This window comes from Sphingobium sp. IP1, assembly GCF_002708645.1.
Taxonomy (GTDB): Bacteria; Pseudomonadota; Alphaproteobacteria; order Sphingomonadales; family Sphingomonadaceae; genus Sphingobium; species Sphingobium yanoikuyae.
In genome coordinates, this window is sequence record NZ_NOIW01000060.1 from 1 (window position 1) to 24,871 (window position 24,871).

A 24,871-nucleotide genomic window follows, 5' to 3' on the forward strand; every position below is an offset into this window, starting at 1 on the left:
CCTGCTCGAACCCATCGGCAATATCCCGCCGGCTGAAGCTGAGGAACTGTACTACGCCATGCTGGACGACGTCCCCATGGCTGCGTAACTTAAACCAAATAGCCTCCGGCAAACCCGGGGCGGTTCAGGCCCGTTTGCACGCCGATTGACACTTGCTGGGCATGCCGGCGATGAAATGACGACCCATCAAAGTCATTTGACGGCGCGTTTGGGCTACCTAGGTGCGGAAGGTCGGCTTCAGCTTTTTCGTCCCGTTCAAACATGCTCGCGCGCAACACCGATATGCTCCAAGGCTACCGCCAGACATGTTCAGCGTCAGCTTATCAGTCCAGCGCCATTGATGATTAAGGCTAGCCCGATCGGGTTTTGGGCTGCGGCTGGGACATGGACGTCGAGTGCGCCAGCAGATCGCGTAAAGGGCAATGGCTGGTCACTTCCCGGCAAGGTAACGCGGCGGACCTCTCCTCTACCAACCGGGTTGGAACTGCCCAGCAGCGTCATGTGGACAACTCCATCTGCGGGCCAGCCCAGAACGAGCGCGTGAAGCGCGCGGTCGCGCGTAACATAGCGGATGTCTCGAGAGGTGTAAGTCGATGCCGGACCGCCCTCGGAAAAGGCGCCCGCGTCTCGAGCCGATGTTCCTTCCCCATGCACACGCCAGGGCCGGGTGCCGTAGATCGCCTCGCCATAGAGCCCCATCCACGTCGCGATCTCTTCAACAATTTGCCTTTCCTTTTCATCGATGGTGCCATCGCCGCGGATCGGCACGCTCAGCATCAGATTACCGTTCTTGGACACCACGTCACAAAGCGTATGAATAACCTTGGCGGGCGTCTTGTACCGGTTCTCGCGAAGATATTGCTCGCCATAAAACCAGTTGCCCAGGCATGTTTCGGTTTGCCAGGGATACTGATCTATATAGCTTTTCTGGCCGCGCTCGACGACATCGACCAGGCCCATCCGACGCTGTGGCGGTGTTTCCTTGGCCGTGACCACAGCTTCCAGCCGGCCGCCGTTCCACTCCATGCTCCTGTTGTAGAAATAGGCAGCCATGTCGAGCCCGGCCTGCTGCAGCGGGAGGTCGTGATTGTCAAAATACAACATGTCGGGCCGATATTTGTCGATCAGTTCCCGGCAACGTAGCGCCCAGCGCCGCACGAATTTGGGATCGGATGGCACGCCCTCATTCCACAATCCGTCGGTACCGGCGTGCCAGGCATTCGCCTCTGCGACCGAGCCGATGCCATCGGGCATCGCCATGCTCGGTCCGGTATAGAGCAGTTGAGGGTCAAGCCCCTCCCACCAGGTGCCTCGCCCGGCTGCCCTGGTCAGCTTCGCTGCATCATAACGCTGCCCGCGTCGGCTTCCTTCGGCGTCATAGCCATAAGCGGCCTGGTTCCAGTGCCACGCATGTCCGGAATGGTTCGACACTGCAAAGCGAAGTCTGCGCTCTCGAGCGAGCTTTTCCCATATGCCGATGATATCCTTGCGCGGGCCCACGCGCGTCGAATTCCAGGGATGGAAGGATGAGGCATAACAATCGAAATTATCGTGGTGATTGGCGATCGCCATGAAGTAGCGCGCGCCAGCCCGCTTATAGAGGTCGAGCAACTCCGCTGGATCCCAGCGCTCCGCCCGCCATCTGTTCTGAATCTCCATGAACCCGGTGTCTGCAGGGTGCCCGTATTTCCTCAAATGATGGTCGTAGGAGGGATGTCCTTGCAGGTAGATGTTTCTGGCATACCAGTCATCGCCAGCGGCAGGAACTGATGCAGCCCCCCAATGCGCCCAGATCCCGAATTTTGCGTCGCGGAACCAATCGGGCGCACTGTAGCCGGCCGTCAGAGACGCCCAGTCGCCGACAAAGCTGGCAGGAGGAAGCACCTTGTCCAGCCGTAATGCTGGAAACTGTTGATTGGGGCGACCGGTGCCGGCCAGTGACGGCGTTGCCGCGGCGGCAAGCCCGGCGCCCAGAATCCAACGCCGTGTTTGATGCATCTCCATCCCCTCCATTTATCAACTGAGAAGAGGGCAATGATTTTCATGAGTAAAGGCTTATTTCGTGTGTGTAATTGCTGTCCGCATGATGATGAATTCTGCCTCGTGTCATACCGGGTACGAACCATCCTCGCCACTCAGCCGCCTATATTTCGGCTCCAGGTGCGGCCGGTCCGCTTCCCATCTTGTTGGACGATCAATCGTGGCCGGATATGGCTATTGGCTTGCATCCCTGAGCCGTCATGCGTAGCGCGAATAACTCTCATTAGCGAATCGAATGATAGGGGGGTCGCTTTGTCCATTTTTCGTGCGGCGCTGCTGGCGTCTGTCTGCCTTTGCGCGTCCGTCGCTTCGGCTCAGGAGGCGCCGGTTGCGGCGCCCGAAGCCGGCAATGCCGACCAGATCATCGTCACCGGACGCGCGCAGCGGCTCTATCGCACGGAAACCACTACTGTCGGCAAGACGGCGGAAGATCCGCTCAACATCCCCCAAGCCGTGCAGGTCATCAACAAGGATCTGTTCGCCGATCAGGGCGCGCGCGACGCGACCGACATCTACCGCAACATTTCCGGCGTCAGCTTCTTCAGCTATGCCGGCGTCACTTTCCGCGGCTTCCGGCAAGACCAGTCCTTCTATGACGGCATGCGTGGCAACCCGTTCATCGGCTTTTCCGTGCCGCAGCTGTTCAACATCGAGCGGGTCGAAGTGTTGAAGGGGCCTGCCGGCCTGTTCTTTGGCCCCGGATCGCCGGGCGGCATCATCAACTATGTGTCGAAGACGCCGGAGGACAAGACCGGCATGCGGCTCGTCGCGACCGCCGGCAATTACGACCGTCGCGGCATCTCCGCCGAAGCAACCGGCCCGATCGACGATGCTGGCATCATGACCTACCGCCTCGGCGGCTTCTACGAGGCATCGAACCCCTATCGCATCAACACGAAGAATGTCTCCCTGATCGGGGACGGTGCCGTTGCGATCAAGACCAATGAGGGCGGCAAGCTGACGCTTCAGGCCACGATCTACGATAATGACCTGCAAGCTAACCGGCTGCGCGGCGTACTGACCGACAATGACGGCAATTTTCTGGGCAATATCCGTTGGAATGCAAACGAACCGACCGACTTCCTGCACCTCAAATCGCAGGCCTATCAGGCGCGCTATGCCACGGCCATCGGCGATCGGGTGACGTTCGACGCCGGGGTGCGCTATTTCAAGGCGACCGAAACCCAGCAATATCACGAACCGCGCGGCTTCGTCGCGGGTAGCACCGACCTTGTCGCCCGCGAGTTTCGCGACCAGATCCGCGACGTCGATGGCCTGTCTTTCTCCGCTAACCTGACCGCACGTGTTGACCTGCTCGGCATGGAACACAAGCTGCAAACCGGCGCGGACTGGTATGACGAGACGAGCGTGCTCAATAGCCGTATTCTGCGCGCGGGCGTCACTCCCCTCACGGTCTACACCAACAGCGCGCGCGACGTGGCACGGGCCGCCCTGCTGCCCTTTACCGTCACGGACACGCGCACGAAGCGCAAGGGTGCCTATCTGCAGGACCAGATCAGCCTCACCGATGCCTTCATGCTGGTGGGCGGCGTTCGCTATGACAGGTTCGAGGACGGGGTGGTCGGCAACCGCTTTTACACCGATGACGACATAACCTTCCGCACTGGCGCAATCTTCAAACCGCGCCGCGATGTCTCGGTCTATCTCAGCTGGTCGCAGAGCTTTGAACCGCAGAGTGCTTCCAGCCAGACGATCGATGCCGGCGGTCCTTTCGCCCCTGTGACCGGCGACCAGTTCGAGGGGGGCATCAAGACCGATCTGTTCGACGGCCGGTTACAGGCCAATGTCGCCGCCTATCGCATCGTGCGCAAGAACATCCTTCAGGCCGATGCCAGCCTGCCACCCGTTAATGGCCAGGATCAGTTGCGTCCGATCGGCGAAGTGACAGCCAAGGGCTTCGAGATCGATCTGTCGACCGACATTACCCCCAACTGGGTCGCGCTCGTCAACTATGGCTTCAACGACACAAAGATCACCGGGACCATCGCGGGACAGGCGATCACCAACGCCGTGGGCAATCGCTTCGCCAATGCGCCAAAGCACAAGCTTGGCTTCTGGACCCGCTATCAGCTGCCCGCGATCGACACCGCCATCGCCTTTGGCGGCGAACATGTTTCGAGACGCATCAGTCTTTCGGGGCAGGCGGTTAAGCCCTACACCATATTCGACGCTTCGCTGACGAAGGGGCTGGGTTTTGCCGAACTGATGCTGCGCGTCGACAATATCTTTGACAAGGTCTACGCCGCATCGGGCTTCTCGGCACAAAGCGGCCATTTTCCCGGCGAACCGCGAACCTTCCTCGCTGAACTGCGCTTCAACTTCTGATCATGGCAAAGGCGCAGGGCAAGAAGGGACGCTCGCTCTGGTGGGTGGTGCACAGCTGGATCGGCCTCAAATTGTCGATCTTCCTGACTTTCATCCTGGCGACCGGCACGCTGGCAGTCTTCGCGCATGAGTTCGACTGGCTCGTTACGCCCGCCATGCGCGTTGCACCACGGGCCGAACCGGTCGCGTCCTGGGGGGCGTGGGCGGATGCCGCCGCCCGCGCAGCCCCCGATGCGCGTCTCCAGACACTCTATGCGCCGATCGATCCCTGGTTCACCGTTGAAGCCTGGATTGATCATGGCAAGGGTGCGCCCGAGCGCATCTATGTCGATCCCTGGACCGCGCAGGTGACCGGCCGACACAGCTGGGCCAATGTCCACCGTTTCCTGCGACAGGTGCATCGCCATCTGATGCTGCCTACCAAGATCGGTATTCCGCTCGTCTGTTCGCTCGCGCTGTTGCTGGCCGTATCGCTGGTATCGGGCGTGGTCACTTACAAGAAATGGTGGCGAGGCTTCTTTCGCATGCCACGCGGCGGCGATGGTCGTCGCCTGACTGGCGACCTTCATAGACTGCTTGGCCTCTGGAGCCTGTGGTTCGTGGCCCTGATCGCGCTGACGGGCATCTGGTATCTGGTGGAGACGCTGGGCGGCAATGCGGCCGTGCCAAGGCTACCCGAAATCGCTGCCGGCCCGATCCCGACTGGACAGAGGCTCGATCGACTGGTCGCCATTGCGCGACGGACCGATCCGGCGCTCGACATCCGCGAAATCCGGTTCATGAAGGACAATGGCGTTGTTCTTCTGGGCCAGTCCTCCGCCTGGCTGGTGCGGGATCGCGCAAATGCTCTCGCCATCGATCCAGCAACCAGCAAGGTCATTACCAGACTCGACGGCCGCAACCTCGACGTGCATCAGCGGATCTCGGAAATGGCAGATCCGCTGCATTTCGGCACATTCGGCGGCATCTGGACCAAGGCCCTCTGGTTCCTGTTCGGAGCAGCATTGACGGCCATGGCCGTGACCGGGGCAATGATATACGCCATGAGGCTTGCAAAAGCCTCGCGTGCTCAAGGTAGCACGATGGGGCTCGCCTGGCGGGGCATGGGCATCTGGGCCTATATCGGCCTTGCCCTCATTCTGCTCGCTTTGGCACTGACGCCAGGAGCGATAGGCGGGGCCAGTTAAAGCGACCCTCGTCAGTCATTCAGTCGCCGATTTTCCGTTCCTAGGTGCTGCCAGTCTGCTTTTCCATTATGGGCATCCAGATCTCGCCGCAAATGCCCACAACTTCGCGCGTGACGGTGGGGCAATGGCCAACATGAAGGCCTTCTGCGCGATGATTGGCACGATCATGACATCGGCTCTTACTGATCGCGGAAGCTCAAGCTCATGCCACCGGTAAAATAAATCGCGTCACGGTTTTTTGGACTGCAACTTTTCGTCATCGGCGAGCGAACATCGGGGTGGAAGGTGGCCGAAGGGTCATCCTCCACCCCTTTTCGATTTGGAGGACCGCAGATGACTATCCGCAAGACTTTCGCGCTGATGCTGGGCTTGGGGCTTATGGCCGCCGCGCCGACGCAGGGTATTGCCGCTCTGGCCCAAGGAGCCAAGGCTCCGGACTTCACGCTAGGCGCGGCACTGGGGGGCAAGCCTTTCAACCTGAACCTGCAACAGTCGCTCAAGAAAGGCCCGGTCGTCCTTTATTTCTTCCCGGCGGCCTTCACGTCTGGCTGTACGGTGGAAGCCCATCTGTTTGCCGAAGCCAGCGATGATTTCAACAAGCTGGGTGCGCGTGTCGTCGGCGTGACGGCCGGCAATGTCGAGCGTGTGGCGGAATTTTCCAAATCCGAATGCCGCGACAAGTTCGCCGTCGCCGCCGATCCTGGTGCGAAGATCGCCGCAAAATACGAAACGACCATGCAGATTCCCGGCAAGTCCATGCTGTCTGATCGTACATCGTTCGTTATCGCCCCCAACGGTACGATCCTGCTGAGCTATACCGATCGCAATCCGCAGGCCCATATCGAAAAGACGATGGCGGCGGTCCGCGCATGGAAGGCCAAACAGGGCTGATCCGCGCCCTTCGATCCATCTCCTTTCCCCGCACATCTCCCTCGCGAGGTTCGCCATGCTCGTCGCCATCCTGTCCGCCTTTTTGGGCGGACTGATCCTCAACCTGATGCCCTGCGTCTTCCCGATCATCTCGCTCAAGGCGTTCGGCCTTGTGCGACAGGGTGGCGATCCTCACCATATGCGTCGGGAGGGTGTCGCCTTCTTCGCCGGCACCCTCCTTGCCATGCTGGCGCTGGCCGGCATCCTTATCGCGCTGCGGGCTGGCGGCCAGGCTGTCGGCTGGGGTTTTCAGTTGCAATCGCCGCTCGTCGTTGGACTACTGATGCTGACGCTGCTCGGCGCGGCGCTGAACCTGACGGGCCTGTTTGAAATCGGCATCGGCCTGCAACGCATCGGCCAGAATCTGGACGGAGAAGATGGTCTGATGGGCGCTGCACTGACCGGGGCGTTGGCAGTCGTGGTGGCGACGCCCTGCGCCGGCCCGTTCATGGCCGGCGCCATCGGCTTCGCCCTCGTCCAGCCGCCGCTAGCCGCCCTCGCCATCTTTGCCGTGCTGGCGGTCGGAGTCGCCGCCCCCTTCACGATCCTGTCCTTCAGCCCCGGCCTGGCGCGTCGCCTGCCGCGCCCCGGCCCGTGGATGACGGTGCTGAAACAGGCGCTCGCCTTCCCGATGCTGGGCGCGGCGGCATGGCTACTTTGGGTCTTTTCACTCCAGACGGGTTCTGCGGGCCTTGCCCTCCTGCTGGGGTGCGCGCTGCTGCTTGGATTCACTTGCTGGCTGTTCGGCATGGCGCAACGGCGCGGCATGGCCGGTAGGTCGTCGCGCGGCCTTTATGGCGCCGCTGCCATGGGCCTTGGCGCGATCGCCTTGGTCGGAGCGCTACCTGGCAGCGTTCTCTATGCGGGCAACAAGAGCGACACGGCACAGACTGGCGCAGTCACGACGTCATCGGCTGAGGTAAAGCCCGTCGCCTGGTCGCCTGAGCGGGTAGTGCAGGAGCGCGCTGCTGGCCATCCGGTCTTCGTGGATTTTTCAGCCGCCTGGTGCCTTACCTGCAAGGTGAATGAGAAGGCCGTTCTGTCCACCAACGCCTTCAAAAATGCCGTCCGCCGTACTGGAACCAGCTATATGGTCGCGGACTCCACCAACTATGATGCTCGCATCGAAGATGCCATGATGAGGCTTGGACGTTCTGGACTGCCGCTCTATCTCATCTATCCGGCAAAGGGTGGCGATCCGGTCATCCTACCGCAGGTTTTGGACGTGAATATGGCGGTCGCCGCGCTCGAACAGGCCGCAGGTGACAAGGGCTGACATGATGGTGCAATGCCGAATGCAGCGGGCCGGGATTGCCTGACGTCCTGATGCGCGGCGACCTGCCTTCATCAGAAGCATGGCCCGACCTGATGCGCCGTGCGCAGGACGGTGACCAGCGTGCCTATGCTCTCGTCCTGCGGGCGCTGGTCCCGGCCGTCCGAGCCTGCGCGCGACGACGGCTGTTCGATCAGGCGAGCGTCGAGGATGTGGTGCAGGACACGTTACTGTCGATTCACCGATTGCGACACACCTATGATCCCGGCCGACCGCTCCTGCCATGGGTGGTCGCCATCGCATCGGCGCGGGCGATCGACATGCTTCGCAAACAGGGCCGATCGCGTGACAGGGAGGTGAGCGGAGACATGATGCTAGCTGAGGTAGCGGATGGCGGCGCCATGGCCGCCATGGAAGCCGCCGAAGCCGGACAGGAACTGGGGCGTCTGCTGGGGCTTTTACCGGAACGGCAGCGGATGGTCGTGGAAATGGTGAAGCTGCGGGAGATGTCGCTCGATGATGCAGCGGGCGAAAGCCGGCTATCAGTGCCGGTGATCAAGTCCTTGCTGCATCGCGCCTATGCGAAGCTGAAAGATATTGGAAAGCAGACAGATGAGTGATCATGACATGTTGATCGCAGGCCTCGCCAGAGACGCACGGCCGGTGCGGCGCGTTGCGCCGGCCTGGATGAGGGCACTGGGCTGGACACCGGTTGCGCTGAGTCTTGGTTACATCACCACGACCTTGTTGCATCGAGAGGCGACCGACTGGTCTGGGCCGCTGGCATGGGTCGCCGCCGCCAATATCATCCTGTCCCTCTCGCTCGGGCTTGCGGTGTTCGGGGCGGCCTTGTCCTCAAGCGTGGCAGGGCAGGCGGTGCGTATGCCGGTTTGGACCATAGTCGCGCTTGCCGCCTGGCTCGCGCTGGCGATCATCGGCATTGGCGTGTCGCGTCATCCAATGGGAGCGATCGGCCAGGGAAGCTATTGTTTCACCTTCGTCATGACGGCCGGTCTGCCCATGATCGCCATCGCCATCATGGCGCTGCGGCGAACTGGATCGCTGCGACCCGCCCGATCATTGGCCCTGTCAGGCATGGGCATCGGTTTCATGGCATTCGCGCTGCTGGCCTTCTGCCATCCAATTGGGATGTCTGTGGTGGATCTTCTGGGGCATCTGACTGCGGCTCTCATCCTGTGCGGCATCACGATCGTAGCCGGTCGGAAAATTGTATCCGCCTGAAAGAAATATGGATTGAGAGAAACTTTACGGAATTGGCTATCTTTCTAGGCGCTCTAAAAAAATATCTTTTTAAGAACGACCGGCTTTAACGATTTCGACGATCGACTGATTTTTATGAAAGATGGCAAGAATCCGTCACCCGGCGCTAGTTAAAACCGACCCAAATCAGTCCTGGGAAGGTGAAAAAGACATCCCATAATGGACATTCTGCAAACGGCTAATTGGCTTGCAAAACAATTGATCCGTTGCCGCCCTTCGAGGCCTTGATGTCGAAACTGCTCTCCAGGGCCAAAACGAATTCGTCGCTTTCTCCAAGCCCGAACCGTCCGGTAATCAAAGTTCCCGCGATCCGGGGATCACCTATGACCAGCGGGTTGGCCCGGTACCTGTTGAATTCCTCGACGACCTCATCAAGCGGTTTCTCCTCGAACTCCAGAAAGCCTTCGGTCCAAGCCACGCGCTCGCGTACCAGCGCGGGGTCCTGGATGAGTGTCGTGGCAATGCCTGGTCGAATGACCGCCGATGAACCCGCATGTACGTTGACTGGCGCAGCGCCCTCATTCGTCACCAACACCACCCCTTCAGTGACGGCCAGCTCCGTAACGCCTTCCTTGCGCCGAATATTGAATTTGGTTCCCAAAACCCTGATTTCGCTGTCTCCAAGGTCGACGAAGAAGGGACGCTTCTCATCCCTGGCGATGTCGAACATGGCTTCGCCACGCAGCAACCGGACCTTGCGGCTGTTCCCGTCCATCAAGACATCGAGGCTGGTGTCTCCGTTCATGGAGATGGATGAGCCATCTGTCAGGCGGGCGATCTCGCGTTGTCCCTTCTTCGTGATGCGATGGTCACCAAAAAGCGCAAAATGTCTGGCAATTCCCACACCGGCAACGGCTGCCGCTGCGGCGCTGAGCATGGCAGTCGTGACCGCGCGACGGGACATGACGGGTGCGCGAGCAGCGGACACGCCGCTCGATTGAATAGGTGCCTCGCCAGCTTCCGCTGCCAAACCTTCTTCGTTCAAGCCTTGTTCGTTAGCGCGCAGACGAATGCGTTCGCCTTTCTTCCAAATATCCGCAGCGGATGCGTAGGCGACGGCGTGGTAGGGATGGCTTGCGATCCAGCGATGGGCAGCATCACGATCGGTGGGATCGGTGGGATCGGTGCTGCTTTCAAGCAGGACGACCAGACGCGCGGCTTGCGCCTCGATCGCCTCGCGCTGCACTTTGTCCGGTTGAAGGTTGTTCGACGTCATGATCTTCGTTGTCCATCGTTCCTCGGGCAATATGAGCGAGCGCCCGGCTCAAATGGTTCTCTACTGTAGAGACGGACAAACCCATCTCCGCTGCCACATCCGCTATCGAATATCCTTCAACCCTTCTAAGAATGAATGCGCGTTTCTGCTGTGCCGGTAGCTTTTGCACAAGCTTTTCCAGTCTTCTCAACTCATCACGCGCGTTGAGCATGCCATCGTAGCTTACCGTTCTGCCCAGATCTTCCAGATCGGCCATATAGTCGAAGGATATGATGGCATCCCTGCGAGCCTGGTCGACCAGCAGGTTGCGTGCGATCCGATGCATGAACGCAAGTCCATTGCGGATCTGGCGCCAGTCCTCGACGGCATAAGCGCGGGTGAGAACTTCAGCGAGTATGTCATCGAGATCGACATGTTGAGGCAGGATCCTGCGCAGCCGGCCGCGCACCAGCCCCTGGCAGGGCAGGATCACTTCTTGAAACCATCGGATTTTTTCTGATGGATCGCCCACGTCTCGTCCCCTGTCGGAAAGCCGATCCCCTCCTGCCCACAAGGGAAGCGATTGCGCAGGCACATGTCCAGTCACAAAAATTCAATAATTTTTAGACCGGCTTGTGGGGGGAGCCATGAGACTATCCGTCAGAATGGGGGAGAGCAAAAAAGAACGACAACAGATGGAGAGGTGAAACAGGGGGATCACATTCCATGCGACGCCGTTTATCCGATTCTTCGCATTCTCTACTTGCGACCTGCGCGCTTGTTTCAATCGCCTGCTCGACCGTTCAGGCCAATGCCGAAGATCATCGCTTCAATATTCCTTCACAGTCCGTTTCGGGCGCCCTGCAACTTTTCTCCAAGCAATCGGGTTATCGGCTGCTCTTCGCTTCAAGGAGTGTCGCGGATCTGAGGTCGAAGCCGCTGTCGGGCTCCCTTTCTGCCGAGGACGCTCTCAACCTCCTGCTGAGCGACACGCCGCTGCGGATCGCATCCATTCGAGGCAAGGTCATCGCGCTTACCGCGCGCAAGGGTGAGACCATGGCGATCTCGCGCTTCACGCTCGCGAAACCCGTCCAGCTTGCTGCGTTGCAACCGGCAGTGGGGATGCTCGCCGCGGCGGCTGAAGCCCCGCCTCCGCCGGTAGACGAGATCGTGGTGGTGGGAAGCCAGATCCGCGGCGCGAAAACAACTGGCGCCCTGCCGGTTTCCGTCGTGGGCAAGGAAGACATAGCGGCAATGGGGGCAGTGTCCGCGAACGACCTGTTCCGCACGCTCCCCCAGGCAAGCGACATGACATTCAACGAGCAGACACTGGGCGGTGGCAGCCCCAATGCAGCGCGCGGCGATGTGGCTTCGGTCAGCCTGCGTGGCCTTGAACAGGGCAACACCCTGGTGCTCCTGAACGGCCGGCGGATGGTGCTGCACCCCACGTCGCAGACCAGCAACGGGACGCCGGTCCTGACCTACAATGTGAACGCCGTCCCCGTCGGCGGGCTGGAGCGGGTGGAAGTGCTGCGCGACGGTGCCGCAGCGCTTTATGGGTCCGATGCGGTCGCCGGCGTTGTCAACAATGTCCTCTCGACCGACTTTACCGGGCTGTCCCTCGACGCGACCTATGGGGGCGCCGAAGGCACGGGCATGCGCGAGTTCCAGTTCAACGGCAAATATGGATCCGACTTTGCTGATGGTCGGGGTAATATCAGTCTCATGGCGAACTTCACGCGCAGAACGGCGCTGGAAGTGGGCGACCAGGACTATACCGCGACCAACGATCTGCGATCCTTTGTCGAAGGTAGCGCCTTCGAAGGGAACACGGCCTTCGATACCCGCTCGACCAGTTCGTCCTGGGGTGCATTTCGCACACAAAATGGTTCGGCCGTGCGCAGCAACGGCACGCTGGTCACCAGCGCCGCCGGCGTCTTCCACATCCAGCCCCAGACCAATGCCGGTTGTCAGATCAACCTGTCGACCGCTCCGGGCATCTGTATGGACGACGGCGTCATAACCGGTGCGGTGGATCGCAACCTTCGGGCAGACAATAGTGCGTCGTTCCCCGACATCACGGTGACGCCGTCGACGACGCGTCTCAATGTCTTCTCGTTCATCAATTATGAGCTGAGCGACAGCATCAAATTCTTCAGCGAACTGGGCTATTACCGAGCCAAATCGAAGGGCTACACGACACCCGGCACGCTGCTTGCCACGACGCCGATCACCATATCCTCCAGCGCCTACTGGAACCCGTTCGGCGCGGTCGGTTCCGTCAATCGCTTGCCCGGCATCGATGCACCGGCAGAAGGTCTCAATCTGACCACGGCGAACCTCTCGATTCGCGACGCAGGCATGCGCCAGGTCAACGTGACCAATCAGCAGTTCCGCCTGCTCGGCGGTCTCAAGGGCGAAATGGGCAACTGGGACTGGGAGTCTGCAGCGCTCTATTCGGAAGCGACCGTCAAGGATTCCGGGGACGCCATCAGCAACAGCCTGCTTCAGGCCGCGATGAACCGGACGACCGCCGATGCCTATAATCCGTTCAACGGCGGCGATCCCGCCAATCCAAGCGGCATCGATACGACACCATCGGCTCAGTCGACGATAGACAGTTTCATCGTCACCTCGACCCGCCGCAACAAGACGACCCTTGCCTTGTGGGACGCCAAGGTCTCGAATGCCCAGCTCGTCGATATCTGGGGGGCGCCGATCGGCGTCGCAGCGGGCATCGAATTTCGTCGCGAGACCTACAAGGATGATCGCGACACCCTGCAGGATGGGTCGACGCCGTTCGTGGATTCCGTTACTGGCGTGAGCTATTCCAGCGATCTCCTGGGCGCCAGTTATCGTCCAGACATCTACGGCAAGCGCACGGTCTTCTCCGCCTATGCCGAGCTCGCCGTCCCGGTCTTCACGCCGGAAATGGAAATCCCGATGTTCCACGCGCTCGAATTCCAGCTCGCGGGCCGTTATGAGCGCTATAGCGACGTTGGAGATGTGGCCAAGCCCAAGCTCGCCGGCTTCTGGGATCTGCTTGATGGCATAAGGCTGCGCGGTTCCATCTCTGGTGGCTTCCGCGCCCCAAATCTGGAGGTCATCAACACTCCGGTGTCGGAGGGCGTCAACAGCCGTACCGACTATGTTCAATGCGAGGCTGACCTGCGCGCGGGGCGGATCAGCAGTTTCTCCGGCTGCACCAGAAGCTTTGCCGTGCAGCAGCGTCGCGATGGCAATAGCGAACTCAAGCCGGAGGAGTCGACCAGCTGGTCGCTTGGTGCCGTGTTGACGCCCCCGCTGCCAGGCGGCCTTGGCAAGGTAACGCTGACCGTCGATCGCTGGCGTATCAAACAGAAGGGTTCGGTCGGCATCCTTTCGGACGCCACCGAGATCGCGCTCGACTATCTCGCGCGGGTGAATGGCTCCAGCAACCCCAATGTCGTGCGCGCGGCAGCTACGGCCGATGATATCGCACGTTATGCAGGCACCGGCATCACGCCGACCGGCGACATTCTTTATGTGGACTCACGGTACGAGAATCTACTGCCGCTCGACGTGCAGGGCATAGACTTTGGTTTCAACTACGCGTCTCCCACGACACCGGTCGGCCGCTTCACCCTGAGTTTCAACGCATCCAAACTGATCAAATATTATCAATCCGCCTCGGCCCAGGTGCAGTCCCTGCTCGATGCTATCGCCGGCGGTGAGATCAATGGCGCGATCGGTGTTACTGGTGCTGCCGAGCTCGTGCGGCAGGACGGTCATCCGCGCTGGCGCTACTCGGGTACGCTGACCTGGTATAAGGGGCCGGTGCAGGTGGGCCTGTTCACCCAATATATCGGATCGGTGGAGCAATCGACGGTCTTTGATGCGAATGCCAATCCCTATGTCGTGGATTCTCAACTGACCGGCAATCTCTACGTGCAGTATACGCTCAAGAAGGATGGCCTTGGCGGCACGACCTCGATCCAGTTCGGTGCCCGCAATTTCACCAATGAGCGGCCGCCTTTGGCTACGAGCGGCTATCTTGCATCGCTATATCAGCCGCAGCGGCGCTACTGGTATGCAACCATCCGCAAATCCTTCTGATCAGACAATTTCAGCACGGGAAGTCTCATGTTCAAAACACGTAAGCTCTGGTCGACCTGCCTCATCGCGGCAACGCTACCCTGTTCCGCCCTTGCGCTGACGCCCAGGGAAAGTGATGCGACACAGGCTGCGGCCACGCGCACGCTGCCTGAATTCGTGGAGTTTCTGAAGCTCCCCAATGTCATGCACAAGTCGACGGCGGATATGCGCAAGAATGCCGACTGGCTCGAAGCAGCCTTCAAGCGGCACGGATTTGAAGCACGGCAACTTCCTGATGGCGAGACGCCGATGGTCTTTGCGCAGGCGCCCGGTGCCTCCCCCAAACGCAAAACCGTGCTCTTCTATGCCCATATGGACGGCCAGGCGGTATTCCCGAAAGACTGGGATCAGGCCGATCCATTCCAGCCCGTGCTGAAGCAGAAAGGGGCCGACGGGAAACTTCTCCCGATACCCATCGAGAAGATTACCCAGGGCGGCGCTGTCGATCCGGAATGGCGGCTGTTCGCCCGGTCTGCAGCGGATGACAAGGCGCCAATCATGATGCTGATGGCTGCGATGGATGCCCTCAAGGCGCAGAGCAAGACGGCAGGTATTAACATCAAGATCATCATCGATTCCCATGAAGAAGGCGGGCCGCCCACGCTCAAGGACGTCGTCCAGAATAATCTGGAACTGCTCAAGGCCGATGCCGTCGTCATGCTGGATGGTCCGATGCATCCCAGCAACAAGCCTACGCTCGTCTTCGGTCACCGGGGCGGCATGGGGTTCGATCTTACCGTCTTTGCCGGCAATAACGACGCCCATAGCGGGCATTTTGGCAATTTCCTGCCCGATCCCAGCTTCGCGCTCGCCCAACTCCTCTCGACCATGCGCGACATGGATGGCCGGGTTCTCATTCCCGGCTTCTATGATGGCGTGGACATGAGCCCGGCCATGAAGAAGATACTGGCGGCCGTCCCGGATGATGAGGCCGCCATTCGCGCCCGTATCGGCATCGCGCGCAACGAGAAGGTCGGCGACAATTATCAGGAAGCGATGAACTATCCGACGTTCAACATCACCTCGATGATCTCGGGGCAGCCGGGCAGCAGGCGGTCCGTCATTCCAGCCTTCGCAACTGCCAGCGTCAGTTCCCGCACCGTCCCTGGCACGCCGCCCGAGCGCCAGATCGCGCTTGTCCGCAAATGGGTGGAAGCACAGGGCTATCATCTGGTCGAGAGTGAGCCGACCGATGAAGAACGCGGCAAGTTCCCTCTGATCGCCGCAATCAAGGGCGGCGGCGGCATGCCTGCCCTCATGACGCCGCTCGACGCCGCCGTCGGCAAATGGGCCGCAGCCGCCTTCACGGATGCATTTGGTCAGGATCCCGTCCGTATTCCGATCATGGGTGGTGGCGTGCCGACCAGACCGCTAGCCGACGGGCTCAAGGTTCCGATCCTTCTCATACCATTGGTGAATGCCGACAATAATCAGCATGCAGCCAATGAAAATCTTCGGCTTGGGAACTACACGTCGGGAACGAAGAGCCTCTACGCTCTTTTTATGGCGGATTTTGCCGATTGATATGACAGGTGCACGACAGCCTCCGACCCAAATCAGTCATTCATTCGCGGATTTTCGATTCCCTCAACCGGACGGGCTGCTTTCTCACCCTATCGGCGCAAAGCGGCGCTCCGAACTGCTGACGTGCAAGCGGCATCATCTAGAGGTGGTCTGCAGGTAATGAGCTGGGCCATTTCGTTGGCTCTTTCTGCCACGACCTGTCCATCAGCCTTTCACAACAGACTATGAGAAGCTCTCGTTATTCCGGTGGGAGCGGCAGGGTTAGGGTCATCGCATCCAAGGGAGACGATGATGGCCGACCAACCGCACCGCCAACTGCATCTGGGCGCGATCCTGGAGGGCGTGGGCGCCAACCAGTCGAGTTGGCTTGATCCCGAGCTGCCGGGCGACGCCAGCATCGATATCGGCTGGTATATCAGCCAGGCGCAACTGGCCGAGGCGGCCGGCTTCGACCTCGTCTTCATCGTCGATTCCCCCTATATCACGCCGGATACGGCGCCGCTTTTTCTCAACCGGCTGGAGCCACTGACCCTGCTGTCGGCGGTTGCAGCGTCCACGTCGCGCATCGGTCTCGTCGGCACGCTCACCACCTCCTATTGGGAACCCTATAATGTTGCGCGCCAGTTCGGCTCGCTCGATCATATCAGCCATGGCCGGGCCGGCTGGAACGTTGTCACCACGGGGCTTGAAGGAGCCGCGCGTAATTATGGCCGGACCGAGCATTTTGATCATGGCGTGCGCTATGCGCGTGCCCGCGAATTCGTCGATGTCGTGCAGGGGCTGTGGGACAGTTATGAGGATGATGCCTTTCCGCGCAATCGGGCAAGCGGCATCTTCCTCGACAAGGCCAAGCAGCATCGGCTCGATCACAAGGGCACGCATTTCTCGGTCGCAGGACCGTTGGCGCTCAGCCGTTCGCGTCAGGGGCAGCCGGTCATCTTCCAGGCCGGTGACAGCGATGAAGGCCGCAAGCTGGGCGCGCAGATCGCCGAGGGCATCTTCACCATCGGCGCGGATTTCGACAGCGCGCGCGCCTATTATGCGGACCTCAAGGCGCGCGCCGTAGCGATCGGGCGCAATCCCGACCATATCAAGATTCTCGCCGGTCTGACGCCGATCATTGCCGACAGTGATGAGGAGGCCCAGGCGATCGATGCCGCAGGCCGCGGCGCGCTCGATCTTGGCAAACTGCTGGTGCAGCTTGGCCGCGCGTTCAACTATCATGACTTCGCCCAGTATGGGCTGGACGAACCTTTCCCGGATCTGAGCGGTGTCACGCTCAACAGCTATAAGGGACAGGCCGAGCGGATCATCCGGACAGCGCGGGACGAGGGCCTGACGCTGCGCCAGGCGGCCTATCGCTTTGGCGACTGGCGATCCCAGTTCATCGGCTCGCCCGAAACGGTCGCGAACGAGATTGAGCGCTGGTTCAGGGAAGGGGCCGTCGATGGCTTCCTGCTACAGGTCATCCGGCCCGACCCGTTCCGCCGCTTCCGTGAGGAGGTGGTGCCGATCCTGCAAGCGCGGGGCTTGTTCCGCACCGAATATGCGCATGACACGCTGCGCGGCCATCTTGGCCTGCCGGTGCCGGAAAACCGCTACAGCGGCATTGCGCCTTCGCCCGCCGCTATTGCCGCCGAATGAGCGAAGCCGCGCCGATCACGCGCAGCGCCGACGTCCTGATCATCGGCGGTGGCATGGCCGCCTGCTGGGCAGCGATCATGGCGGCACAGGCGGGCGCCGACGTGCTGCTGGTGGACAAGGGCTTTGTCGGGACGAGCGGCGTCACGGCGACCGGTGGTCCCAATCATTGGTGGGTCGCGCCGGAACCGGGACGGCGCGAGGCCGCGATCGAGGAACGTTACGCCCGCAGCTTTGGCCTGGCCGAACGGGCCTGGATGGCGCGTATCATCGATGAAACCTGGCGTGCCCTGCCGCAGTTGGCGGGCTATTATCCCTTTGCCGGCGACGGTAAGGGCGGCACCTTCTACTCCGGCGTGCGCGGGCCGGAATATATGCGCGCCCTGCGCCGCTTTGCGCAGGATGCCGGTGTCACCATATTGGATCATCATCCCGCACTGGAACTGCTGCTGCATGCCGATGGATCGGTGGCGGGGGCGGCCGGCTACGCGCGGCTGAAGCAACAGGCCTGGACAGTGCGCGCCGGTGCAGTCGTGATCGCGACCGGAGGCTGTGCCTTCCGATCCGGGCTGATCGGCAGCCATGGCAATAGCGGCGATGGATTGCTGATGGCGGCGGAGGCCGGCGCGGTCCTTTCGGGCATGGAATTTTCCGTATCCTATTCCCTCTCGCCAGCCTGGAATTCGACCCGGACCTTGCCCTATTTCGCCGCCCGCTTCTTCAATACCGAAGGCCGCGAACTGGATGTGCCGCCACCGATGAGCGGGGAGGCGGCGCATTTGCGCGCCCTGGCCCGCGCGCTGGAGGATGGACCGGTACTGGCCGACCTGTCCGATGCGCCGGATGCCCTGAAGCGGGGCTTGCGCCGCATCCAGCCCGCCTCGCTCGCGCCGTTCGAGCGCAAGCGGATCGATCTGTTCCGCGATCGCTTCCCGGTGCGGATATTCGGCGAAGGCACGGTCCGCGGTACCGGCGGGCTGCAGATCGTCGGCGACGGCTGCGAGACCAGCGTCGCCAATCTCTATGCGGCGGGTGACAGCGCCACGCGCGAACTGGTCGCCGGCGCCACCAGCGGTGGCGGCGCGCAAAATGCCGCCTGGGCGCTGACCTCCGGCCGGATCGCCGGCGCCGCTGCGGCGGCCCGTGCGCGCCGGGCCGGACGGCGAGGCGACACAACGGTGCAGGCGGCCGGCACGGCAGGCCTGCGCCCCGCTTCCACCGCACGGCTTCCCGACGCCCGTGAGGGGCTGCCGATCATCCAGGCCGCTACCATCGGCTATGATGCAGCGCTCTGGCGCAGCGCGGACAAGCTTGTGCGGCACCGGGACGCTGTCGAGGCGGTTTGGCGCACGATCGCGGATCATGGCCGCGCGGAGGGGCTGGGGGCGGTGGCATTGCGCGAACATGCGGCGATGGCGGCGTGCGCGCGCTGGATACTCGCGGCGGCGCTGGCGCGCGACGAAAGTCGCGGCATGCATATGCGCATCGACCGGCCGGGGACCGATCCGGCGCAGCAGAGCCGCTTGTTGGTTGGTGGACTGGATCGCGTCTGGACCCGTCCGGAACGGCCAGCTACGCAGGAGATCGCTGCATGATCGCCCAGATATTCGCGGAGCGCTGCACCGGTTGCCAGGCCTGCGTTGCGGCCTGTCCCACCCATGTCTTCGATGCCGGAACTGATGGGGTGCCGCTGATCGCACGGCTGGATCAGTGCCAGACCTGTTTCATGTGCGAACTCTATTGCCCGGCCGATGCCCTCTATGTCGCGCCCGAGCAGGAGGGCGAGCCAAGCCTGTCCGGAGCTGAGGCGCTGGCCATGGGGCAGGTCGGGCGGCTACGCCATGATTATGGCTGGGATCGCGATGCACCGCCAGAGGCACCGCATCTGCAGGACTTCTGGCAACTCGGCCCCTTGTTGCGCGAAGGGGCGGAGATTGCCGCCCGCCGTTATGCCTCGCGACGGGCGGACACGGACATCGCCTAGCGGAAACTATAGCCACCATCGCAGAACAGGGTGGCGCCGGTCATGTTGCCATTGTCGAGCAGGAACAAGGCAGAATGTGCCTGTTCCTCGACATGGGCGGGGCGCCCGGTCAGGCAGAGTCCGTTCCAATGGGCATAGGCGGCCTCACGTTGCGGCGCGGGGCGCCCCCGCCACAGGGCGCTGTCGGTTGTGCCAGGCGACAGGCAATTGACCCGGATCGGAGACAATTCGAACGCGAGGCCACGCGCCAACCCCTCCAGCGCTGCATTGCAGGCGGCATAGGCCGGGGCACCGATCGGCCTGACCGAGGCCGCACCCGACATCAGCACGACCGATGCTGTTTGCTTCAACAGCGGCAAGGCGGCGTGGACGGTCCAATATTGCCCCCAGAATTTGGCATCGAATAGTGCCTCGCTTGTGTCAACATCGCCGTCACGAAAGGCCCCGGTGCGATAGCTGGCGGCCGGGGTGAATAGTCCGTCGAGTGCCGGCACATCGGTGAAGAAGGCCGCGATCGACGCGCGATCGCCGGTGTCGATGGGACGGGCGGAGGCCTGATCCCCCAATGTCGCGATGGCGCTGGACAATCGGTCGGGCGATCGTCCGCCGATCAGCACCCTGTCGCCGCGCGCGACCAGTAATTTCGCCACGGCAAGGCCGATGCCGCTGCTGCCGCCGACGATGGCATAATGCCGGCCCGCTTGTTCCGTCGCAGCGCCCATCAGCTACGCTCGATCGCGACCGTCGGCCGGGTATTGGGATAGATTTGTTCCACGGCCGGCTCGCCAGCCGCAAGGTCCGGCTTCTTCATGCCATAGGCGTTCACCGGCTGCGACCGGTTCACCCACAGCGCATAATGGAGATGGTCGGCGCGCGGATCGTCGGTATTGGGATGGACCAATATGGTCAGGCCCAAACTGTTTAGCTGGAGCCAGGGCAGGATCAGCGGCTGCAGGTCGGTGCCGAAGCCGAAATAGAAGGACGGCGTGACATGCGGACCACGCGGCTCCGCATTCCAATTGCCCAGCTCCACCGCAAAGCGTTCCGCCGTCCATTGCCGGATGCGGACTGCTTTCTCGTAACTATCCTCATCGAAATAGATATGGGCATGATAGCTTTTGATATCGGTATAGGCGCGCGGTCGGTCAGGCAGGCCATGCTCCTCGCCGGGGCGAACCGCCAGGGGACGGGGCGTCGGTTCCGTGGTAGTCGCATAGCCCCAGGGGCTCTTGCCGGTATGTGCGGCGACGGCGGCCGGAGAGGGCGCAGGCGCGGCGGCAAAGGAAGGCGCCCCGATCAGGCCACCGGCAGCGGCAAGCCCGCCGGCGCGCAGCAATTGCCGGCGGCCGGGGGAGAGAAGATCGGCCCAATGCTGGTCGATCGGGTCATAGGGCTGGGACATGTCCGGTTCCTTGTTCTAAGATTTTGGAAATGAAGCGCCGCTCAGTTCCTGACAGCCGCCACGGCCGAAGGACGGGTGAAGCGGTTGCCTGGGCGTTCTAGGCCCAGATTGTCGCGCAGCGTGGCGCCCTCATAGGCGGTGCGGAACAGGCCGCGCCGCTGCAGTTCGGGGACGACCTCATCGACGAAACGGTCGACCGATCCATGCAGGTCGGGGAACATGATGTTGAAGCCGTCGGCTGCGCCGGCGTGGAACCAATGCTCAAAATCATCGGCGATGTCGCGCGCGCTGCCGAACAGGATGCGATGCCCGCCGGCGACCATCTTGCGCAGCAATTGGCGCACGGTCGGCTGTTCGCGGCGGATCAGGTCGATCACCAGTTGCTGGCGGCTCTTGTGCGTGTTGGTGACGGGGATCGCGGCGGGCAGCACGACCGGCTCATCCAGCGGCAACGTCCACAGGTCGATGCCGATATTGACGAAGCGGGATATGCCCTTGAGCGCGGAAACCGGATCGAGCAGATCCTGAAGCGCTTCGTAGCGGGCACGGGCTTCCTCGGCATTCTGGCCGACATAGACCGATATGCCGGGGAGTATCCGGACATCGCTGCGCTTGCGGCCATAGCGGCCGAGGCGGGCGGCGATGTCCGCGCCGAAGGCCAGCGCCTCGTCGATCGTCTGGGCGGCGGTGAAGATGATTTCCGCCGTCCGTGCCGCCAGTTCGCGCCCGTCATCGGATGATCCGGCCTGGGCGATCACGGGATAGCCCTGAATTGGGCGGGCTGCGTTGAGCGGCCCCTGCACCGAAAAATGCGTACCCTTGTGATCGAGCCGGTGGAGCTTGGCGGGATCGGCCCAGATGCCGCTCTGCTTGTCCTGGATGAAGGCGTCATCTTCCCAGCTATCCCACAGCCCTGTGATGACGTCGAAAAACTCCTCCGCGCGCTGATAGCGCTGGGCATGCAGGACATGATCCTCCCGGTTGAAATTCTCGCCGCCGCCGAGCGACGTGACAAGGTTCCAGCCGGCCCGTCCCGCGCTCAGATGATCGAGCGAGGCGAGGCGGCGGGCCAGCGTATAGGGCTCGTTATAAGTGGTGTTGGCCGTGCTGATGAGGCCGATCCGGCTGGTGACCACGGCCAGCGCGGGCAGCAGGGTCAATGGATCCCAGCGCATTCCCTGTGCCGAGCGTGCCAGCGAATCCGTGTCGAGATCGGGAATGGCGACGCTGTCGTTGAGGAAGATCGCGTCGAACAGTCCCTGTTCCAGCTTCTGGGCGACGCGGGCATAGGGGGCGAAGCTGCGCGAGGCATCGACATCTGCCTCCGGCAGGCGCCAGCTCGCATTATGCGAGCCGTGCCCCGACAGGAAAGCGCCGAGCTTGAGCGTGCCGGAAGGATGGGTCATGCCTGCGTCTCCATCAGAAGCTGAAGGACAGGCGGCCGTAATAATAGCCGCCATAGAAGCCGAACGGGGACTGGGCCGGATAGGGCGGGAAACCGTTGGTATCCGGCAGCGTGTTCTTGTCGGGATAGGTGTCGAAGAAATTGTTCGCGCCGATCGCGACGTTGATGTTCTTCGTCGCCTGGAAGGACAGGTCGATGTCGGCGATCCACTTGGCGCCGTAGAACTGGTCGGTCGCGGCCGTGGTGCCGAGGAAGGCGACCTTGGCGTAGCGGGTCTCGCGCAGGTTGAGCTGGAGATTGCCGAGCTTGAGATCCTGGCCCAGGATCAGTTTCGATCGGGGCAGGTTGCCGGCGATATAGCCCTGCGCCTGACGGTCGAACAAAGTGAGATTGAGCGCGGCCAGTTCGGGCGGATTGTCGGCCACATGCGTGATCTTGGTCTTGTTGTAATTGTAGCCGAGCGTGAAGCGGATCGACTTGTCCTCGCCCAGCGGCTGCAGATAGTTGGCCACCGCCTCGACGCCGCGGGTCCGGGTGTCGATCGCATTGGCGAAATAGCGCACCGAATAATTGGGATCGAAACCGTTGGCGACCAGGATGGCGCTGACGCCCGCGCCGGTCAGATAGCCGGTCTGGGCGATACGATCGTCCAGCTTGATCTGATAGGCGTCGACCGACAGGTTGAAGCGCGTGCCCAGTCTGTAGGTGAAGCCGGCGCTCAGGTTGAAGGATTTCTCCGGCGTCAGCGCTTTGGCGCCGAGAGCGTCGCCGATCGGCGTGCCGGGCCGCACCGACTTGGCGGTGATGAAGGTCTGGACACCGTTGACGGTGGTATATTGGTTCGATGTCTGGGCAAAGGCGGACTGCGCCAGCGAGGGCGCGCGGAAGCCGTTGCTGATCGTGCCGCGGATCGCGAAATGATCGGTGAAGTCGTATCGGGTCGTGAACTTGCCGTTCAGCGTGTCGCCGGCGCTGTCGTCATAATGTTCGGCCCGACCAGCCAGGCCGATGAACCAGCGCGGCACCGGATTGATGCCCAGGTCGACATAGGCCGCATAGCTGTTGCGGGTCAGCTTGGCGGCATCCTCGGGCGTGAGCACGATCGCGCCCTGCGCGCCGATAGTGGCATAGCGGCCGGCCAGCGGCGTGCCGGCGGGATATTGGTAGAGGCCGTTGGCATAGGCTTCCGGGTCGCCGGCGATGGTCTGGAACCGCTCATAGCGATGCTCGGCCCCGAAGGAGATTTTCAGCGGTTCGGCAAGGCCGATGTCCACGCCCTTGGAAATATCGAGATTGTTGGTCCACTGAGCGAATTTTGCGGTGAAGGTCCAGAATTCGGTTGGACTTGCATCGCCCAAGGACGCGTTGAGGCTCTCCGTCGATCCATTCTTCGACCGGTTCTCGCCATAGGTGCTGGACAGATCCCAGCTCCAGCCACCCGCTTCGCCCTTGATCCCGGCGAGGATCTGGAAATCATTCTCGTCCAGCGTGTAGTTGGGCGCATAGCCATCGGGATAGATGGACAGTACCGCATTGGTGGAATTAGGGCGGCGGAAATTCTGCCCGATGATCGCTTCGCGGGTTGACCATGTCGATGAAGAGTAAAGGGTCGCGGCCGGCGAAAGCGGCAGTTCCGCATTATAGAGGATCGTCAGGGCGCGCAGGTCGGGCAGGCCGCCGGTGAACACCGTCTTGTCCCGGCTCTCGCGCGGGTCGGGCTGCCCATTGGCCAGCGGGTAATAGAAGGCGCCGGTCGCGGGAATGGCGCGGCGGGCATGGTTGTTGTCCTTGGCGCTGGCGGCAATGTTGACGAATCCGTCCGGCCCCAGCTTGAAGCCGATATTGCCGCCTGCCTCGATATTGCGCCCGTCGGAATTGCCGCGATAGCTGTAGCGCTTGCCGCCATTCAGGGTCAGCGTGCCGCCATGGTCGTCATCCTTCAGCACGATGTTGATGACGCCGGCGATCGCGTCCGATCCATATTGGGCGGCAGCACCATCGCGCAGCACCTCGATCCGTTTGATGGCGGCCGCCGGGATCAGGTCGATATCGACCGAATTGGCACCCTGGTCGACGCTACCGGTCGACAGGTTGAGCAGCGAACTGTTGTGGCGCCGCTTGCCATTCACCAGCACCAGCACATGCGACCCGCCCAGGCCGCGCAGGCCTGCGGGGCGCGCAACGCTGTTCCAGGACGAGGAACTGACGGTCAGCGAGTTGAAACTAGGCAGCAACACGCCCAGTGCGTCGCGCAGCGAACTATTGGCGCCCAATGTCGCTAACTGGCTCTCGTCGATCACATCGATCGGCACGGGGCTTTCCAGCGCGGTGGTGGCCCGGCTGCGGTTGCCGACGACGACGATCGTCCCCTCGGCATCGGCTGGGGCGGGGGCTGCAGCCGGGGTAGGCAGTTCCTGGGCAAGTGCCGACGAACCGATCCCGAGCGCGGCCAGCGTCGCGGTAGAAAGCCATAGCTGGCGCAGCACGCCAAAGGCTGGTCGGCTGATTTCATGTCGCATAAATTCCCCC

General features: G+C 61.9%; 18 protein-coding genes. 11 read left to right on the plus strand and 7 right to left on the minus strand.

Features of this window, described 5'->3' with window-relative positions:
- Positions 1-315 precede the first annotated feature (315 nt).
- Positions 316-2,004 (minus strand): alpha-L-fucosidase, encoded by a 1,689-nt coding sequence (locus CG471_RS18865; protein WP_257211602.1) that lies wholly within the window; start codon positions 2,002-2,004, stop codon positions 316-318.
- Positions 2,005-2,292: 288 nt separating this feature from the next.
- Here CG471_RS18865 and CG471_RS18870 point away from each other — a divergent pair, with 288 nt between their 5' ends.
- The 6 genes from CG471_RS18870 to CG471_RS18895 all read left to right on the plus strand — a co-directional run bounded on the left by CG471_RS18870 (position 2,293) and on the right by CG471_RS18895 (position 9,018).
- The gene (locus CG471_RS18870; protein WP_099232991.1) at positions 2,293-4,386 is read left to right on the plus strand and encodes a TonB-dependent siderophore receptor; all 2,094 of its coding nucleotides are present in this window, start codon (positions 2,293-2,295) and stop codon (positions 4,384-4,386) included.
- A gap of 2 nt (positions 4,387-4,388) precedes the next feature.
- Complete coding sequence (locus CG471_RS18875; protein ID WP_257211603.1) at positions 4,389-5,573, plus strand: PepSY domain-containing protein; 1,185 nt, start codon at positions 4,389-4,391, stop codon at positions 5,571-5,573.
- Between the two features lie 333 nt (positions 5,574-5,906).
- Positions 5,907-6,464 carry a peroxiredoxin gene (locus tag CG471_RS18880; protein ID WP_099232993.1) on the plus strand — a complete coding sequence of 186 codons (558 nt, stop codon included), beginning with the start codon at positions 5,907-5,909 and terminating at the stop codon, positions 6,462-6,464.
- A gap of 55 nt (positions 6,465-6,519) precedes the next feature.
- Positions 6,520-7,779 (plus strand): protein-disulfide reductase DsbD, encoded by a 1,260-nt coding sequence (locus tag CG471_RS18885; RefSeq protein ID WP_099232995.1) that lies wholly within the window; start codon positions 6,520-6,522, stop codon positions 7,777-7,779.
- Positions 7,780-7,829: 50 nt separating this feature from the next.
- Positions 7,830-8,396, plus strand: coding sequence for a sigma-70 family RNA polymerase sigma factor (locus tag CG471_RS18890; protein WP_099232997.1), 567 nt, complete (start codon positions 7,830-7,832; stop codon positions 8,394-8,396).
- Positions 8,389-9,018 (plus strand): NrsF family protein, encoded by a 630-nt coding sequence (locus CG471_RS18895; protein ID WP_099232999.1) that lies wholly within the window; start codon positions 8,389-8,391, stop codon positions 9,016-9,018. Before CG471_RS18890 ends, CG471_RS18895 begins: the two co-directional genes overlap by 8 nt.
- A gap of 217 nt (positions 9,019-9,235) precedes the next feature.
- Here the strand turns inward: CG471_RS18895 and CG471_RS18900 are convergent, their stop codons facing one another.
- Together CG471_RS18900 and CG471_RS18905 are read right to left on the minus strand one after the other, a co-directional pair.
- Complete coding sequence (locus CG471_RS18900) at positions 9,236-10,273, minus strand: FecR family protein (RefSeq protein WP_099233001.1); 1,038 nt, start codon at positions 10,271-10,273, stop codon at positions 9,236-9,238.
- Positions 10,191-10,784 (minus strand): RNA polymerase sigma factor, encoded by a 594-nt coding sequence (locus CG471_RS18905; RefSeq protein WP_180275740.1) that lies wholly within the window; start codon positions 10,782-10,784, stop codon positions 10,191-10,193. Before CG471_RS18905 ends, CG471_RS18900 begins: the two co-directional genes overlap by 83 nt.
- 524 nt (positions 10,785-11,308) lie before the next feature.
- Between CG471_RS18905 and CG471_RS18910 the strand changes: the two genes are divergently transcribed.
- From CG471_RS18910 to CG471_RS18930, 5 genes are all read left to right on the plus strand, one after another.
- Complete coding sequence (locus CG471_RS18910; protein WP_257211604.1) at positions 11,309-14,347, plus strand: TonB-dependent receptor domain-containing protein; 3,039 nt, start codon at positions 11,309-11,311, stop codon at positions 14,345-14,347.
- 27 nt (positions 14,348-14,374) lie between these two features.
- Positions 14,375-15,910, plus strand: a complete 1,536-nt coding sequence (locus CG471_RS18915; protein WP_099233007.1) for a M20/M25/M40 family metallo-hydrolase — start codon at positions 14,375-14,377, stop codon at positions 15,908-15,910.
- A 291-nt stretch (positions 15,911-16,201) separates the two neighbouring features.
- Entirely contained in the window at positions 16,202-17,554 is a 1,353-nt protein-coding gene (locus CG471_RS18920; protein WP_099233041.1) for an LLM class flavin-dependent oxidoreductase, read from the plus strand.
- On the plus strand, positions 17,551-19,146 hold the full coding sequence (locus tag CG471_RS18925) for an FAD-dependent oxidoreductase (RefSeq protein ID WP_099233009.1): 1,596 nt from the start codon (positions 17,551-17,553) through the stop codon (positions 19,144-19,146). Before CG471_RS18920 ends, CG471_RS18925 begins: the two co-directional genes overlap by 4 nt.
- Positions 19,143-19,535 (plus strand): ferredoxin family protein, encoded by a 393-nt coding sequence (locus tag CG471_RS18930; RefSeq protein WP_099233011.1) that lies wholly within the window; start codon positions 19,143-19,145, stop codon positions 19,533-19,535. The genes CG471_RS18925 and CG471_RS18930 overlap by 4 nt, the downstream gene beginning before the upstream one ends.
- Here CG471_RS18930 and CG471_RS18935 read toward each other — a convergent pair.
- Genes CG471_RS18935 through CG471_RS18950 form a run of 4 tightly spaced genes read right to left on the minus strand, consistent with a single transcriptional unit; the run spans position 19,532 to position 24,861 of the window.
- Positions 19,532-20,257, minus strand: a complete 726-nt coding sequence (locus tag CG471_RS18935) for an SDR family oxidoreductase (RefSeq protein WP_099233013.1) — start codon at positions 20,255-20,257, stop codon at positions 19,532-19,534. The two genes, CG471_RS18930 and CG471_RS18935, sit on opposite strands and share 4 nt — an antisense overlap.
- Entirely contained in the window at positions 20,257-20,937 is a 681-nt protein-coding gene (locus tag CG471_RS18940; RefSeq protein WP_099233015.1) for a DOPA 4,5-dioxygenase family protein, read from the minus strand. Before CG471_RS18940 ends, CG471_RS18935 begins: the two co-directional genes overlap by 1 nt.
- 41 nt (positions 20,938-20,978) lie before the next feature.
- Positions 20,979-22,343 (minus strand): LLM class flavin-dependent oxidoreductase, encoded by a 1,365-nt coding sequence (locus CG471_RS18945; RefSeq protein ID WP_099233017.1) that lies wholly within the window; start codon positions 22,341-22,343, stop codon positions 20,979-20,981.
- A 13-nt stretch (positions 22,344-22,356) separates the two neighbouring features.
- Entirely contained in the window at positions 22,357-24,861 is a 2,505-nt protein-coding gene (locus CG471_RS18950; RefSeq protein ID WP_099233019.1) for a TonB-dependent siderophore receptor, read from the minus strand.
- Between the last annotated feature and the right edge of the window lie 10 nt (positions 24,862-24,871).

What these genes read in the sequence shown, in the direction of transcription:
- CG471_RS18865 (WP_257211602.1), bottom strand. Translation starts at nt 2,004, where the DNA reads ATGGAGATGCATCAAACACGGCGTTGGATTCTGGGCGCCGGGCTTGCC.
- CG471_RS18885 (WP_099232995.1), top strand. Translation starts at nt 6,520, where the DNA reads ATGCTCGTCGCCATCCTGTCCGCCTTTTTGGGCGGACTGATCCTCAAC.
- CG471_RS18895 (WP_099232999.1), top strand. Translation starts at nt 8,389, where the DNA reads ATGAGTGATCATGACATGTTGATCGCAGGCCTCGCCAGAGACGCACGG.
- CG471_RS18880 (WP_099232993.1), top strand. Translation starts at nt 5,907, where the DNA reads ATGACTATCCGCAAGACTTTCGCGCTGATGCTGGGCTTGGGGCTTATG.
- CG471_RS18900 (WP_099233001.1), bottom strand. Translation starts at nt 10,273, where the DNA reads ATGACGTCGAACAACCTTCAACCGGACAAAGTGCAGCGCGAGGCGATC.
- CG471_RS18920 (WP_099233041.1), top strand. Translation starts at nt 16,202, where the DNA reads ATGGCCGACCAACCGCACCGCCAACTGCATCTGGGCGCGATCCTGGAG.
- CG471_RS18930 (WP_099233011.1), top strand. Translation starts at nt 19,143, where the DNA reads ATGATCGCCCAGATATTCGCGGAGCGCTGCACCGGTTGCCAGGCCTGC.
- CG471_RS18935 (WP_099233013.1), bottom strand. Translation starts at nt 20,257, where the DNA reads ATGGGCGCTGCGACGGAACAAGCGGGCCGGCATTATGCCATCGTCGGC.
- CG471_RS18940 (WP_099233015.1), bottom strand. Translation starts at nt 20,937, where the DNA reads ATGTCCCAGCCCTATGACCCGATCGACCAGCATTGGGCCGATCTTCTC.
- CG471_RS18915 (WP_099233007.1), top strand. Translation starts at nt 14,375, where the DNA reads ATGTTCAAAACACGTAAGCTCTGGTCGACCTGCCTCATCGCGGCAACG.
- CG471_RS18945 (WP_099233017.1), bottom strand. Translation starts at nt 22,343, where the DNA reads ATGACCCATCCTTCCGGCACGCTCAAGCTCGGCGCTTTCCTGTCGGGG.
- CG471_RS18910 (WP_257211604.1), top strand. Translation starts at nt 11,309, where the DNA reads ATGGCGATCTCGCGCTTCACGCTCGCGAAACCCGTCCAGCTTGCTGCG.
- CG471_RS18890 (WP_099232997.1), top strand. Translation starts at nt 7,830, where the DNA reads ATGCGCGGCGACCTGCCTTCATCAGAAGCATGGCCCGACCTGATGCGC.
- CG471_RS18950 (WP_099233019.1), bottom strand. Translation starts at nt 24,861, where the DNA reads ATGCGACATGAAATCAGCCGACCAGCCTTTGGCGTGCTGCGCCAGCTA.
- CG471_RS18925 (WP_099233009.1), top strand. Translation starts at nt 17,551, where the DNA reads ATGAGCGAAGCCGCGCCGATCACGCGCAGCGCCGACGTCCTGATCATC.
- CG471_RS18875 (WP_257211603.1), top strand. Translation starts at nt 4,389, where the DNA reads ATGGCAAAGGCGCAGGGCAAGAAGGGACGCTCGCTCTGGTGGGTGGTG.